The organism is Saccharothrix hoggarensis (assembly GCF_052936025.1).
This window is the reverse complement of the sequence record NZ_CP193624.1, coordinates 5595815-5609959: the sequence shown is the minus strand read 5'-3', so window position 1 is coordinate 5609959 and position 14145 is coordinate 5595815. Positions and strand designations below refer to the sequence as shown.

At 71.1% G+C, this 14145-nt stretch carries 12 protein-coding genes; 8 read left to right on the top strand and 4 right to left on the bottom strand.

The features are described 5' to 3' along the window. The first annotated feature begins 154 nt into the window (after positions 1-154). Genes ACRAKH_RS25215 through ACRAKH_RS25205 form a run of 3 tightly spaced genes read left to right on the top strand, consistent with a single transcriptional unit; the run spans position 155 to position 2618 of the window. Positions 155-922: an ABC transporter permease gene (locus ACRAKH_RS25215; protein WP_380723977.1), complete on the top strand. Its 768-nt coding sequence runs from the start codon at positions 155-157 to the stop codon at positions 920-922. Next, positions 919-1722, top strand: a complete 804-nt coding sequence (locus ACRAKH_RS25210; protein WP_380723955.1) for an ABC transporter permease — start codon at positions 919-921, stop codon at positions 1720-1722. The genes ACRAKH_RS25215 and ACRAKH_RS25210 overlap by 4 nt, the downstream gene beginning before the upstream one ends. Then, complete coding sequence (locus ACRAKH_RS25205; RefSeq protein WP_380723954.1) at positions 1719-2618, top strand: ABC transporter ATP-binding protein; 900 nt, start codon at positions 1719-1721, stop codon at positions 2616-2618. Before ACRAKH_RS25210 ends, ACRAKH_RS25205 begins: the two co-directional genes overlap by 4 nt. An 886-nt stretch (positions 2619-3504) precedes the next feature. Here the strand turns inward: ACRAKH_RS25205 and ACRAKH_RS25200 are convergent. Next, positions 3505-4710 carry a 4-hydroxybenzoate 3-monooxygenase gene (locus tag ACRAKH_RS25200; RefSeq protein ID WP_380723953.1) on the bottom strand — a complete coding sequence of 402 codons (1206 nt, stop codon included), beginning with the start codon at positions 4708-4710 and terminating at the stop codon, positions 3505-3507. A gap of 229 nt (positions 4711-4939) precedes the next feature. On the opposite strand from ACRAKH_RS25200, the gene ACRAKH_RS25195 reads away from it, so the two are divergent. From ACRAKH_RS25195 to ACRAKH_RS25175, 5 genes are all read left to right on the top strand, one after another. After that, a complete protein-coding gene (locus ACRAKH_RS25195; protein WP_380723952.1) occupies positions 4940-5920 on the top strand; it encodes an ABC transporter substrate-binding protein in 981 nt (326 codons plus the stop codon). A gap of 363 nt (positions 5921-6283) precedes the next feature. Further along, the gene (locus tag ACRAKH_RS25190; protein ID WP_447009338.1) at positions 6284-9337 is read left to right on the top strand and encodes a nitrate- and nitrite sensing domain-containing protein; all 3054 of its coding nucleotides are present in this window, start codon (positions 6284-6286) and stop codon (positions 9335-9337) included. Beyond that, entirely contained in the window at positions 9334-9756 is a 423-nt protein-coding gene (locus ACRAKH_RS25185) for a roadblock/LC7 domain-containing protein (protein WP_380729296.1), read from the top strand. Before ACRAKH_RS25190 ends, ACRAKH_RS25185 begins: the two co-directional genes overlap by 4 nt. A gap of 47 nt (positions 9757-9803) precedes the next feature. Further along, positions 9804-10400: a GTP-binding protein gene (locus tag ACRAKH_RS25180; RefSeq protein ID WP_158852979.1), complete on the top strand. Its 597-nt coding sequence runs from the start codon at positions 9804-9806 to the stop codon at positions 10398-10400. A gap of 72 nt (positions 10401-10472) precedes the next feature. Then, a complete protein-coding gene (locus ACRAKH_RS25175) occupies positions 10473-11225 on the top strand; it encodes a class I SAM-dependent methyltransferase (RefSeq protein WP_380729293.1) in 753 nt (250 codons plus the stop codon). Here ACRAKH_RS25175 and ACRAKH_RS25170 read toward each other — a convergent pair. From ACRAKH_RS25170 to ACRAKH_RS25160, 3 genes are all read right to left on the bottom strand, one after another. Beyond that, the gene (locus ACRAKH_RS25170; protein ID WP_380729291.1) at positions 11176-12774 is read right to left on the bottom strand and encodes a diguanylate cyclase domain-containing protein; all 1599 of its coding nucleotides are present in this window, start codon (positions 12772-12774) and stop codon (positions 11176-11178) included. The two genes, ACRAKH_RS25175 and ACRAKH_RS25170, sit on opposite strands and share 50 nt — an antisense overlap. Positions 12775-12999: 225 nt before the next feature. Next, on the bottom strand, positions 13000-13464 hold the full coding sequence (locus tag ACRAKH_RS25165; protein WP_447009337.1) for a hypothetical protein: 465 nt from the start codon (positions 13462-13464) through the stop codon (positions 13000-13002). Next, positions 13430-14062: an RNA polymerase sigma factor gene (locus ACRAKH_RS25160; protein ID WP_380729287.1), complete on the bottom strand. Its 633-nt coding sequence runs from the start codon at positions 14060-14062 to the stop codon at positions 13430-13432. Before ACRAKH_RS25160 ends, ACRAKH_RS25165 begins: the two co-directional genes overlap by 35 nt. Positions 14063-14145 lie beyond the last annotated feature (83 nt).

Sequence of the window (14145 nt, the reverse complement as noted above, 5' to 3'; positions counted from 1 at the left end):
GGCACGCTGGCCGTTCGGTTACGTCAGCGTGTGCTGAAAGCACATTGCAAGATCACATGGCGAAGTTTCACCGCCACGCATTGTGGCAGCGCACTTCACTCTCTAGATTGATCCGGGTTGGCTGGGGTTGATCAACTGGGAAGAGGCGTTGCGCGTGCGTGCGCTCACCCGAGGACTGCTCGGCATCGCCGGGTTCCTCGTCGTCTGGGAGCTGTTCGGCCGGTCCGCGCTCGTGCGCGCGGACTTCCTGCCACCGCCGTCCGTGGTGGCGGTGGAGCTCGTGAAGTTGCTCGGCGACGAGGCGTTCCTGCGTGACGTCATCGCGACGGTCCTCGCGCTGCTGATCGCGCTCGGGCTGTCGGTGGCGATCGCCGTCCCCCTCGGCCTGGTGCTCGGCAGCGTGGCGTCGGTCCGCCACGCCACCCGCGCGGTGGTCGAGTTCCTGCGGCCGATCCCGTCCGTGGCGCTCATCCCGCTGGCCATGGTGCTCATCGGCATCGGACCGGAGACCAAGATCAGCCTCGCGGTGTACGCGGCGATCTGGCCGATCCTGTTCAACACCATCTACGCGCTCGACGAGCTGGACCCGCTGCTCGTCGAGACGGCACGGGCGTTCGGCACGGGCCGGTTGCGCGTGCTGGTGTCCGTGGCGCTGCCCAGCGCGTTGCCGTTCGTGCTGACCGGAATCCGGCTCGCCGCCACGACGAGCCTCGTCGTGGTGGTCAGCGTGGAACTGCTCGCCGGCGGTTCCGGCGGGATCGGGCAGTTCATCGGCGACGCGCGCAGCGGCGCGGGGCGGATGGACATCGTCCTCGCCGGCACCGTCGTCGCGGGCGTCATCGGCTACCTGCTCAACGAGAGCCTGGAACGCGCGCAGCGCCGCTGGGTCGGCTGGAGCTCGGTCACCGGAGGTCGGTCGTGAACCGCTTCGTCCAGCGGTGGGCGGTGTTCGTCGGCCTCGTCGTGGTGTGGGAACTGCTCACCTGGTTCGCCGACGACACGTTCTTCCCGCGTCCGTCCGAGATCGTCGTGGCGGCGCAAGGGTTGTGGTTCTCCGGCCCCGCCGGTGACCTGTTCCTCACCGACGCGGTGTTCGAGCACATGCTGCCGAGCATCGGTCGGCTGCTCGCCGGGTGGGGGATCGCCGCCGTGCTCGGCATCGCCATCGGCGTGGCGCTCGGCCGGTCCGAGACCGGCACGCAGTACGCCGGGCCGCTGCTCACGTTCATGCGCTCGATCCCGCCGCCGCTGCTGGTGCCGGTGTTCCTGCTCGTGTTCAGCGTCGGCACCCAGATGCAGCTCGCCACGATCGTCTTCGGCGTGCTGTGGCCCATCCTGCTCAACAGCGTCGACGGCGCACGTTCCGTCGACACCACGAAGTTCGAGACCTCGGCGGTGTTCCGCATCCCCAAACCCCAGTGGGTCCTCGGTGTCGTCCTGCCTTCCGCGGCGCCGAAGATCTTCGCCGGGCTGCGGGTCTCCCTGTCGCTGTCGCTGGTGCTCATGGTCGTGTCCGAACTGGTCGGCACCGACAACGGGATCGGGTCGCAACTCCTCGTCGCACAGCGGGAGTTCGACTTCCCCGACATGTGGGCCGGGATCGTCCTCCTGGGCGTCCTCGGCTACGCCCTCAACACCGTGCTCCTCGCGTTCGAGCGCAAAGCCCTTGCGTGGCAACCGAAGCAGGAGCGCACCCCCGCGACGGTGGAGGAAAAATCATGACCGCGATGCTCGAAGTGGCCGACCTCGGCCACACGTACCAGGCGAAGGACGGCGCGCACACCGCGATAGCCGACCTGTCGTTCACCGTCGGCACCGGCGAGCTGGTCTGCGTGGTCGGTCCGTCCGGCTGCGGCAAGTCCACGCTGCTGCGCACGATCTCCGGCCTGATCCGCCCGACCCGCGGCGAGATCAGCCTGCACGGCAACGAGGTCCGCGGCGTGCCGGAGGACCTGGCCGTCGTGTTCCAGGACTACAGCCGCTCGTTGTTCCCGTGGCTGACGGTGCAGAAGAACGTCGAGTTCCCGTTGCGCCGCACCCTCGGCCGCGCCGAGCGCCGTGCCCGCGCGGCGGAGGCGTTGGAGTGGGTCGGGTTGTCCGACGTGGGCCGCAAGTACCCGTGGCAGCTGTCGGGCGGGATGCAGCAGCGCGTGGCGATCGCCCGTGCCCTGGCCTACCGGCCGGCGCTGCTGCTGATGGACGAGCCGTTCGCGTCGGTCGACGCGCAGACCCGGTTCGAGCTGGAAGACCTGCTGCTGAAGGTGCGGACCGAGCAGGACACCACCGTGCTCGTCGTGACGCACGACATCGACGAGAGCGTCTACCTGGGCGACCGCATCCTGGTGCTCTCGACGTCGCCCGCGTCCGTGGTGGCGGACCTGAAGGTCGAGCTGCCCGCGCAGCGGGACCAGATCACCACGCGCGAGTCCGAGGCTTTCGTGGCGCTGCGGGCGGAGGTGGCGCGGCTGCTGAACGTCGGCAAGACCTCCGAGGAGGTCAAGGCGCGCCGCAAGGCGAACGAGCAGCAGGCCGCGAAGTGGGCCGAGGCGGAGCGCGCGGAGGCGGAGCGGGGCGACGCCTCGCGGGTCGACGCCGCCGAGGAGCGCGCCACGACGTGACCGGCCTTCGCGTGAGTTAGCGAGCGCGCAGCGGGCGATCCGCGGCTCGTCGGCCCCCTGGGGGACGGCGCCGGGGGTCGCCCGTTGTCGTGTCCGGGACGGCTGCTGCCGGGTGGGATGGGGGTCTGGGAACGGCTGCTGCCGGGTGCGGTGGGGGTCTGGGAACGGCCGCTGCCCGGTGCGGTGGGGGTTTGGGGGACGGCCGCTGCCGGACGCGCGGTGGGGTGCGCTGCGGGGGCGGCGGAGGCGCGGTGACGTTGCGCGGGACGGGCGCTGCGAGGGCATGCTGCCAGGTGCGCTGCGGCGGCGGTGAGCGGTCGCCGGGAGATGCGCGGCGGCGGCGTTGGGCGGTCGCTGGGAGGTGCGTTGAGGCGGCGTTGCGCGGTTTGTCGCGAGGGTGTGCGGCGGGGTAGTGGGGTGGGGTTGCCGGTGGCCTGTGAACGGGCGTTTCGACGGTGATCGTTCACAACGATTCGACATCGTTCCCGCGACAGAACTGCTGCGGCGGGGAGCGTGCGGCGGGGTTTGACAGCGCTTTCCCGACCGTGCGACGGGCGGGGTGGCCGAAGTATGTCCGGGAGATTTCCGGCGGCAATCCGGGGCATTTCGCGGGCGGTCGTCGGCACGTCGCCGGAGGCGGTCACGGCAATGCGCTGAGGGGCGCCTCGGCGTCCACGGGTTGGAATCGGCGACGAATGCATCGCGCCGTCGTGCGAAGAAGCTGCGTTTAGCGAGATCGAGAATGAGAAGCCGAATGATCCGACCTGCGCCTTGTTCTCCGCTGGCGGCACCACGGTGTGCGGTGGCGGAGAACAAGGCGGCGGCGATTCCCGCGGTCACCTGCCGTTCGGGACGACAATGGCCCCGCTAATCGTGGGAGGTCCACTCACGGCCCCACGTAGTTTTGCGCGAAATATCCCGCGGACGACCCGGAGGCGATGAGGTGCTCCAGTCGAGCCTGCCCCAAACGGCCCAGGAACGGCTCGGGCGAACGGTGGATCATGAACACCATCCACTGCGAGAACTCCTGCGCACGCCAGACCCGTCGCAGGCACACCTCGGAGTACGTCCGGAGGCCCGTCTCATCGCCCGTTCGGTGGTACTTCGTCAGGGCGTCGGCGAGCACCTCGGCGTCGTGCAGGGCGAGGTTCATGCCCTTCGCGCCGACGGGCGTGATGATGTGCGCCGCGTCCCCCAGCAGGTAGAGGCTGCCGTGGTTCATTGGTTCAACCACATGGCTGCGCATGTCGAGGATGCGCTTCTCCGTGATGCGCCCCTCGGTGAGCTTCCAGTCGGAGTCCCGGAGCTCCAGCCTCTTGCGCAGCTCCGCCCACACCCGCTCGTCGGGCCAGTTGTCCACGGTGTCGTCCACCGGGACCTGGAGGTAGTAGCGCGAAACCGTGGAACTGCGGAGCATGTGCCCGGCGAATCCATCCGGGTGAAGTGCGTAAATCACCTTGTGGGTGGATGGCGGAGCCTCGGCGAGGATGCTCAGCCATTCGATCCCGTGCTGGTGGCTGAACTCCTGGACCGCGCCCGCCGGGATGCTGCGCCGCGACACCCCGTGGAACCCGTCCGCGCCGGCGATGAACGAGCACTCCAGCCGCTCCCGCGTCCCGTCGGCGTTCGTCCAGCTCAGAGCCGGTTCGGACGTCTCGATGTCGTGCAGCTGGACGTCCGTGACGGACCAGCGGACCTCCCCGCCGCGCTCGTCGACGTAGATGCGCGCGAGGTCCCGGACGACCTCCTGCTGCGGGTAGATGAAGTGCGTCTGGCCGCCGTACAGCGTGGCGTAGTCGACCTCGTACGCCTCGCCGTTCACCCGGAATTCGCACGCCCCATGCCTATCCGCCTCTCGGAGCAACCGGTCCGCCAGCCCGTGCTCTGTCAACATTCGCACCGCGCGGTGCTCCAGGACGCCGGCGCGCGGCCTGGTCTCGATGTACTCCCGGGTGCCTTTCTCCAGCACAACGCAGGGGATTCCGGCCTCGCGGAGCAGGTTCCCCAACGTCAATCCCGCCGGGCCCGCTCCGACGATGCCCACCGGGCGCCGGTTGCTCTGTACGGCCCATTCCGCGTGAAGTTCGCTCACCGCATACCCCAACCTCTGGACAGCCTGTGCAAAGATGCTCACCGAAGGTAGTGGATCAGCCTTCGAGTGTCGGTCGACTGGGGTCTTGCCGAACCACGTGTGTCACTTTGCGTGGCCCTGCAGTGCCTCTGTCGCCCGTGCATCCTGCCCCGCAATGTCGCCACTCCAACAGGAGATGTCCCCCATGACTCGAAGAGTCGGCCTCTCGGCCCGAAGGATCTTCGGCGTAGTGTCCGCTGTCGCGATGCTCGCCGTGGTCTCCGGCTGCGGTCTGCTCGGTGGTTCCGAGGACAAGCCCGCGGATGCCGCGGGCACCCCGGGCAAGGTCGAAAAGGCCAAGATCACTCTGGGCCTGCTCCCCATCCTCGACGTCGCGTCGGTCCACGTCGCGATCAAGAAGGGTTACTTCAAGGAGGAGGGTCTGGAGGTCGACGTCAAGATCATCCAGGGTGGCGCCGCGGCCATCCCGGGTCTGATCAGCGGTGACCTCGACGTCACGTTCGGCAACTGGGTCTCGTTCTTCGGCGCCGAGGCGAAGGAGGCCGCGAAGAGCGTCGACGGCCTCAAGCTCGTCAGCGACGGCTACCAGGCCAAGCCCGAGATGTTCCTGATCCTCGCGAAGGCCGACTCGCCCATCAAGTCCCCCAAGGACCTCGAGGGCAAGACGATCGCGATCAACACCTTCAAGAACATCGCCGAGCTCACCGCGAAGGCGACGCTGGAGGCCAACGACGTCGACCCGGCCAAGGTGACGTTCAAGGAGTTCCCGTTCCCGGACATGGAGGCGGCGGTCCAGAACGGCACGGTCGACGCGGCCTTCATGGTGGAGCCGTTCATCAGCCGCGCCCAGCGCGCGAGCGGCCAGATCACCGTGCTCGACGCGGCGTCCGGCCCGACGGCCGACATCCCGATCGCGGGCTACGCCACGACCGGCAAGTTCGTGAAGGAAAACCCCAACACCGTCGCCGCGTTCCAGCGCGCGATGGCGAAGGGCCAGCGCGACGCGGCGGACCGCCCCACGGTCGAGCCGCTGCTGGTGGAGTACGCCAAGGTCGACAAGGAAACCGCCAGCCTCGTGCACTTCGGCGAGTTCCCGACCACGCTGGACGCCACCCGGTTGCAGCGCGTCGCGAACCTGATGCGAACCTACGGTCTGCTGGAGAAGGACTTCGACGTCAAGCCGATGTTGCACGGCGGCGGCGGTAGCTGATCAGGCGGGGGAGCCCGTCGCCGGGCTCCCCCGTCACGTGTTTCCCGCTCGGGTCGAGGGCATGAAAAATCCGTGAACGCCGGTTAGCGATCGTTTAGCGGGTCCAGGTGTGGTCTGCGCGACAATGGTTGATTTGCAAACTACCGGCTTCTCGTCCGAACGGCGGTATCACTCGGCGGGTTTTTCCACCAAGATCCACCGGGTTTGTAGGGATGTGTCGTTTCACTGGCTGGGGGGCTGGGGAGTGTGCTGACGGTGCGCGGTCACGACGACCACGCCTCCGGGAAAGATCCGGAGCGGATTCAACTCGACACGGGTGCCGCTGAGAGCGGTCCACCCGACTCGGGTCCCAGCACAGGCGCCGTGCCCGCCGACCGGGGAGTCTCCCGGTGGCGTCTGCGGAACTGGCGCCTGCGCAGCAAGCTGGCCGTGGTGCTCCTGGTGCCCGCGCTGAGCACGCTGACCCTCGCGGGTCTGCGGCTCAACACCCAGCTCGACGACGTCGAGCTGTTCGGCCAGATCCAGCGGGAGCTCCAGCTGTCCGCCCAGGCGGCCGCGGTGTCCGACGCGCTGCAGCTGGAGCGCGACGCGGCGGTCTGGTTCGTCGCGGGCGGCCGGCGGGACAACGCCGCCGAGCTGGTGGCACGGTCCAGCAAGGTCGACGCCGAGGTGGGCAGGCTGCGCGACGTCGCGGCGTCCACCACCGGCATCGACGAGGCCGTGCGCGAGTCGTTCCAGAAGTCGTTGCAGTCGCTCGACGGCCTCAACGCGCTGCGGAACACGGTGACCACCACCAGGTACCCCGACATCTCGGTGCACAGCGCCTACGGCCAGGTCCTAGCCGCGCTCGCCCAGGTGCACCGGGCCACCGCGAGCAGCCTGAGCGACGAGACGATCACGCCGCTCGCCGAGGCCAACCTCGCGCTGTACAGCGCGAAGGAGCAGCTGTCGCAGCAGAACTCGATCCTGCTGTCCACGGCGGAGCGCGGCGAGTTCGCACCGGGCCAGGTGAACGCCCTGCGCGCGGCGCAGTCCCGACTGGACGCCGCGCTCACCGACTTCGCCAACACCGCGAGCCAGGAGAACCGCCAGCTGCTGGCGGACACCGTCTCCGGGTCCTCGGTGGACGGTCGCAACAGGCTGGTGCAGCTGGCGCTCGTGCAGCAGGCCGACGCGGGCAAGGTGTCCATCTCGGACGCCGACGTGATGCGCGTCGGCGAGGAGACCGCGGCGCTGCTGCGGTCCGTGTCCGAGGACATCGAGCAGCAGGTCGACCGCGCGGCCGTCGACCTCACCGAGGCCGCCCGCGCGTCCGCCTGGCGTGACGCGGCGCTGGTCGCCGTCGCGCTGGTGATCGCGTTCGCCCTCATGGCGTTCGTCGCCCGCTCGATGCTGACGCCGCTGCGCGTGCTGCGCCGCACCGCGTTGGACGTGGCCCGCAACCGCCTGCCGGACGCGATCAAGCGGATCCGGACGCACCGCGACCCGGCCCGCGCCGCGGAAGAGGCGCTGGTGCCGGTGCCGATCAACACGACCGAAGAGGTCGGCCAGGTGGCGCGGGCGTTCGACGCCGTGCAGCGCGAAGCCGTCCGCCTCGCCGTCGAGCAGGTGGCGCTGCGCGCGAACGTCAACGACATGTTCATCAACCTGTCCCGGCGCTCGCAGGCGCTGGTCGAGCGGCAGATCACCGTCATCGACCGGCTGGAGCAGGACGAGCAGGACCCGGACCAGCTGGCCAGCCTGTTCGAGCTGGACCACCTGGCCACCCAGATGCGCCGCAACAGCGAGAACCTGCTGGTGCTCTCCGGCACCACGGTCAACCGGCGCGTCACCCGGCCGGTGCCGATCTCCGAGGTGCTGGGCGCCGCGGTCTCCGAGGTGGAGAAGTACGCCCGCATCCAGATCGCGCCCGCGCCGGAGCTGAAGATCCAGGGCCGCGTCGTCAACGACCTCGCGCACCTCATCGCCGAGCTGCTGGACAACGCGACCGCGTTCTCCAAGCCCACCACCAAGGTGACCGTGCGGGCGATCGAGACCCGGCGCGGCGAGGTGTCCATCCGCATCCACGACCGCGGTGTCGGCATGCAGGAGCAGGACGTCATCGAGGCCAACACCAAGCTCGCCGACCCGCCCGAGGTCGACGTGTCGGTGGCCCGCGAGATGGGCCTGTACGTGGTCGGCCAGCTCGCCAAGCGGCACGACATCCGGGTGACGCTGACGAACAACGACGACATAGAGGGTGGTGTGACCGCGCAGGTCGTGCTGCCGGTCGGACTGCTGCACCGCGGCCCCGAGCCGGTCCAGGCGCAGCCCGCGCCGCCGGCCCTGCCGCCGCGCCAGGCCAACCCCGAGCTGGAGGACAGCGGCGTCGGCGTGCTCGCCGGCGTGCCGAAGTGGACGCCGGAGATCGCGCCCGGCGGCTTCCAGCCGCTGGACGCGACGCCCGCGCCGTTCCCGCAGGTCGTGCACACGCACGACGCCGAGCCCGGCGGGTACTTCGAGGTCGAGCAGACCTCGACGTCGGACCTGTTCACGCCCACCGTCACGGAGACCGTGCCGCCGCGCGACGACGAGCTGCCCGACTACTCGTACCCGCCCGCCACCCGGCAGCCCGAGCCGGTCGTGGTCGAGGAGGACGACGCCTCCACCCAGCGGCTCCCGATCTACGAGGACGTGCTGTCCCGCTGGTTCCAGGGCGGCGAGGCGGAGGCCGCCGTGCGCGGCGAGCTGGGCGGCGACCGCCCGGCCGAGCGCCCGGCGCCCGAGCGGCCGACGACCGCGCCGCCGGAGACCGCGTCCGAGAAGACGATGTTCGCCGACCGCGCCGAGCTGATGGGCACGGAGCCGGCGGACCACCAGGGCGGCCGCGCGGACACCGCGTCGGAGCAGACCGCGTACACCGACCGGTCCGACCTGATCACGCCGCCCGCGCCGGCGAAGGCGACCCCGCCCGCGCCGCGCGGCTCCACCCCGGCGGGCCTGCCCAAGCGGGAGCCCGCGCCGTCCCCGATCCCGTCGTCCGGCACGGCGGCCGGCTGGGGCGCCGCGGAGGACAGCTGGTCGACGGCCAGCAACGTGCTCAAGGCGCCGGTGGACGACACCACCACCGCGGGCCTGCCCAAGCGCGTGCCCAAGGCGCGCCTGGTGCCCGGCTCGCTCACCGGGCCCTCGCCCCGGGGTTCGGCGCCGAACGCGCCGGCCGCCGGGAACGGCGCGCCGCCGTCCGGCGTCGCCACCGCCGCGCCGCCGCGCCGGTCCGCGGACCGGTTGCGCCAGCGCTTCGCCACCTACCAGCGCGGCGTCCAGCTCGGTCGCCAGTCCGGCGACGACGCCGCGATGCCGTGGGAAGGCCTGTCGTTCGGCAACGCAGACAACGCCGCCACCGCAGGCGGCAATCAGACCAAGGAGCAGAAGTGACCACCGCAGCCGAGGAACTGGACAACTTCAGTTGGCTGGTCGACGACTTCGTCGCCCGGGTCGCGGGCGTCGCGCACGCGATCGTGGTCTCCGCGGACGGCCTGTTGCTCGCGTCCTCGGAGCGCCTGCCGATCGACCGCGCCGAGCAGCTGGCGGCCGTCGCGTCCGGTCTGGTGAGCCTGAACCTGGGCGCCGCGCGCTGCTTCGAGGCCGGTGACGTCAAGCAGACCGTGGTGGAGATGGAGCGGGGCTACCTGTTCCTGATGTCCATCAGCGACGGCTCCTGCCTGGCCGTGCTGGCCGCGCCGAACTGCGACATCGGCCTCATCGGCTACGCGATGGCGCGGCTGGTCGAGCGGGTCGGCGTCCAGCTCACCCCGGAGATCCGCTCCCAGCTGCACGTCGCCATGCGCGGCTGAGGTCCACCACCCCGGCGAAGTCCTACTACTAGGGAAAGCAGAGCAACATGAGCGGTGGCGCTCCCGGACGGCCGGGGTCATCCGCGGCGAGCCTGTCCGTCACGTCGACCAAGATCGTGGTGGCGGGCGGGTTCGGTGTCGGCAAGACGACCTTCGTCGGGTCGGTGTCCGAGATCGTGCCGCTGACCACCGAGGCGGTGATGACCGAGGCGAGCGTCGGCGTGGACGACCTGTCGGCCACGCCGAACAAGATGACCACCACGGTGGCCATGGACTTCGGCCGCGTGTCGCTGGACAGCGACCTCATCCTGTACCTGTTCGGCACCCCCGGCCAGCACCGGTTCTGGTTCATGTGGGACGACCTGGTGCGCGGCGCGATCGGCGCGGTCGTGCTGGTCGACACGCGGCGGCTGTCCGACGCGTTCGCGTCGATCGACTTCTTCGAGGACCGCGAGCTGCCCTACGTGGTCGGCGTGAACTGCTTCGACGGGCTGCTGCACCACCGCATCGAGGACATCCGGGAGGCGCTGACGATCGACCAGTCGGTGCCGATCGTGCCCTGCGACGCGCGGAACCGGCAGTCCACCAAGCAGACGCTCATCACGCTGGTCCAGCACGCGATGATGCAGCCGACGTTCGCCTGATCGGTCCCGCGGCGGGCCGCGACGGGGGAAACCCGGTCGCGGCCCGCCGTCGTCCGCGCCAGACTCGGGCGAATGAGCGAACAGCCCGTGAACCGGGACGTGGCCGCCCACTACGACCTGCTCAACGAGTGGGGCCCGAGCGACGACTTCTACCTCGGCCTGGCGATGTCGGCGGACTCCGTGCTGGACGTGGGCTGCGGCACCGGCCTGCTGCTCCACGTGGCGCGGACGACCGGACACCTCGGCCGGCTCGTCGGGCTCGACCCCGACCCGTCGATGCTCGCCGTGGCCTGCCGGCGGCCTGACATCGACTGGGTCGAGGGCCATCTGGGCACGGCGTCGTTCGACGCCGAGTTCGACCTGGTCCTCATGACCGGGCACGTGTTCCAGGTGTTCCTCACCGACGAGGACGTGCGCGCGCAGTTCACCGCCGTCCGCAAGGCGCTCAAGCCGGGCGGGCGGTTCGCGTTCGAGACCCGCAACCCGGGCGCACGGGCGTGGGAGCGGTGGTCGCCGGAGCACGGCGTCGACATCGTCGGCGAGCGCGGTGAACGGGTGCGCGTCGAGCACCACGTGGCGAGCGTGGAGAACGGTTTGGTGCGGTTCAGCGAGACCCACCGCGGCGCCGACTGGCCGGAACCCGTCGTGGAGTGGGCCACGCTGCGGTTCGCCACCGCGGCCGAGGTCGACGCGCTCCTGCGGGACTGCGGGTTCGAGGTCGCCGAGCGCTACGGCTCCTGGGACCGCGCTCCGTTCACCGACACCAGTCGCGAGATCATCTCGATCGCACGACCAGGTCGACCTCCGGCAGGTCGTGCTCGCTGACGACGAGCGCGCCGGCCGCCCGCACCAGCGGCAGGACGGCGGCCAGCGCGTCGCGCGCCAGCGGTTCGCACGGCGGCGCGGCCGGCTCCACGCCGTGCAGCCGGTGACGTTCCACAATGGACAGTTCCGGCAGGGCGAACGTGACGCCGTGCAGCAGGCGGCGGACGCCCATGTCCGCCAACGCGGTCAGGTTGTCCTCCACCGCGTCCGGGTCCTCGGGCAGGCTGCGCGCGGACAGGCTGAGCCACAGCCGTCGCGGCGGCAGGCTCGACGTGCGCAGCGCCTCCGCGACCTGCGCGGTCAGGTCGGGGCCGCGCGACTGGTCCGGTGACAGGCGGACCACCACCGGCAGGTCCTCGGTGGCGGCGAAGTCGCACGCCTCCTCCAGCAGCCACTCGGCCAGGTGGCCGCTGAGGCCCAGCTCGTCGGCGAACCGCAGGCAGTCGTCGTGCGACACGGGACCGTACTCGGCCTCGTGCCAGCGCAGCCGCGCCGCCACCGCGACCCGTTCGCCGTCCCGCTCCACGGGGAGGTAGTGCAGCGCGATCTCGCCGTTCTGCAACGCGCCCGGCATGGTCGCGATCAGCGACAGCCGCGTCCGGTCGAGGGCGTCCTCGCCGGCGTCGTAGACGCCCCACTGGCCCTTGCCGCCGCTCTGCGCGCGCCGCAGGGTGCTGTGCGCCTGGCGCAGCAACGCCAACGCGTCCGAGCCGCGCGCCGACGTGCGGACGAAACCCATGCCCGCCGACACGCCCACGCCGTGACCGGCCAGCGGCACGGGCTCGGTCAGCGCCTCCTCGATCGCCTCGGCCAGCGCGGAGATCCCCGGCGTGGTGGGGGAGTCCTCGATCAGGACGGCGAACTCGTCGCCGCCGAGCCGGGCCACGGTGGCGTCCTCGTCCGCCACGACGTCGGCCAGCCGACGCGCCACCACCTTCAGCAGCTCGTCGCCGGACTCGTAGCCGAGGCCGTCGTTGACGATCGCCACGCTGTCCACGTCGAGGTAGATCAACGTGAGCGAACCGGGCCGGCCCAGCACCTGCTCCAGCTTCGACAGGAAGCTCTGCCGGTTCGGCAGGCCGGTCAGCACGTCGTGCAACGCCTGGTGGCGCAGGTAGTCCCGCAGCACGTGCTGCTCGGTGGTGTTCTCGACGACGGCGACGTGCCACCGCGGGCGCCCCTGGTCGTCGCGCACCGCGGACAGCGCCACGTCCGTCCACAGTGGATCGCCGGCCTCGTCGGCGAACTCGCGGCGGAACCGGGTGACGTCCCCGTCGTCGGCGAAGTCGTCGGGCGTGAGGAGGGCGGCCGGGTCCAGCGCGGCCGGGGCCAGCATCGCCTTCAGCGCCGGGTTGGCCTCCACCAGCGCGCCGTCCGCGTCGAAGATCGCGATCCCGGCCGTGGAACCCTGGAACACGCGCCGGAACAGGGCTTCGCGCTCGTCGGGCGTCGACGGGCCGGTCAGGGCCACCGGTCGTTCGGCGCGCGCGTCGACCGCCGCCACGGGGAGGTGCGCCGCGGCGGCTGCGGGTCTGGCGGCTTCGGTCATCGGGCTTTCGTGCGGCGGCGGGGGACTTCGGCGGCGGGCTTCGTCGGCGGGGACTGCGTTGAAGGGGACTGCGTTGGCGGGACTTCGGGCAGACGAAGATCAGCACCTTGAATCTTCGGACCGGTGGCCATCGGCGTCAAGGGCCGCCGCGAGCCCGCCCTGTCCACCGTCGGGTCGCCGGGCACGCGAAGGCCCCGCCACGAGCACCCTGGTGCCGTGACGGGGCTACACGCAGACCCAGTCCGTGACGACGGTCGTGCCGCCGACCTCGCAGCGGAACCGCACCGGACCGGGCGGTGGCGGGCCGAGCAGGAACATGCCGACCTCGTCCAGCTCCGCCTCCTCCAGCGGACCGGCGGCCGTGAGCAGCTGCACCCGGCCCGGCCGGGCGGGCAGGACCTGGCCCGCGACACCGGCCTCGGTCACCTCGACCTGCACCGAGAAGCCCTCGGCGTCGAACACGAGCTGCCGCGCCGTCTGCGCCGCCCGCGCCCGCACCGCCAGGTCGGCGTCCAGCACGGAGTCGTAACTGGTCAACGCCATCAGCTCGGCGTCCACCGTGCGCCACGTGTACGCGGCGCGCGCCGCTTCGCGCATGTGCCCGGGCACGTCGCGCTCCTCCGCGAGAGCTCCGCGCAGCTCCCGCAGCAGCACGTCATCGCTGTCCCACCCCGGATCGTCCGTCAACACCGAGCACACCTCCTCCGCCAACCGGTCGCGGGCCGGCGAGCCGCAGCACCGCGGGGGTCTTCCGCAACTTCTCCAGGCACCTGATCCGCGTGGGCCCGATGCTGCCCACCGGGATCGCCAGCTGCTCGCTGACCGCCGCGTAGCTGGGCGGCGGGTCGGCCATGAGCCTGGCCAGGAGCACGCGGCACTGCTCGGACAGCGACCGGAAGCCCTCGCGGAGCGCCTGCCGCCGCTCGGCGGCCTCCATCTCCTCGTCCAGGTCCGCGATCGCGTCGTCCGGGCTCGCCGGCTCGTCCTCGGACTGCGGGTCGTACGGCAGGGTGCGCTGCTGGATCCGCAGCATCCGCAGGCACTCGTTGCGCGTGGTCGTGGCGATCCAGCCGGGCAGCGCCTCGGCGTCCCGCAGCCTGCCGATCTGCTCCACCAGGCGCAGCCACACCGTCTGGTTGACGTCGGCGGCGTCCGCGGGGCGCAGCCGGTGCCGGTGGATCACCGCGAGCACCAGCGGCGTGTAGCGGTCGACGATCTCGTTCCAGGCACACCGGTCGCCCTCCGCCGCCGCGCCGACCAGCGCGGCGATCGGGGATGCAGGGGTCACGTCCCCTCCTCTTGTCCAGGGGATGCTGCGCCTCCGCCCCGGTCGGCGCCGGCGCGGACCCCAGCGGGGTCACGGACTTCGGA

Bases quoted from the DNA above. Each gene is read 5' to 3' on its own strand.
- ACRAKH_RS25180 (WP_158852979.1), top strand. From the start codon at position 9,804: ATGAGCGGTGGCGCTCCCGGACGGCCGGGGTCATCCGCGGCGAGCCTG.
- ACRAKH_RS25175 (WP_380729293.1), top strand. From the start codon at position 10,473: ATGAGCGAACAGCCCGTGAACCGGGACGTGGCCGCCCACTACGACCTG.
- ACRAKH_RS25205 (WP_380723954.1), top strand. From the start codon at position 1,719: ATGACCGCGATGCTCGAAGTGGCCGACCTCGGCCACACGTACCAGGCG.
- ACRAKH_RS25170 (WP_380729291.1), bottom strand. From the start codon at position 12,774: ATGACCGAAGCCGCCAGACCCGCAGCCGCCGCGGCGCACCTCCCCGTG.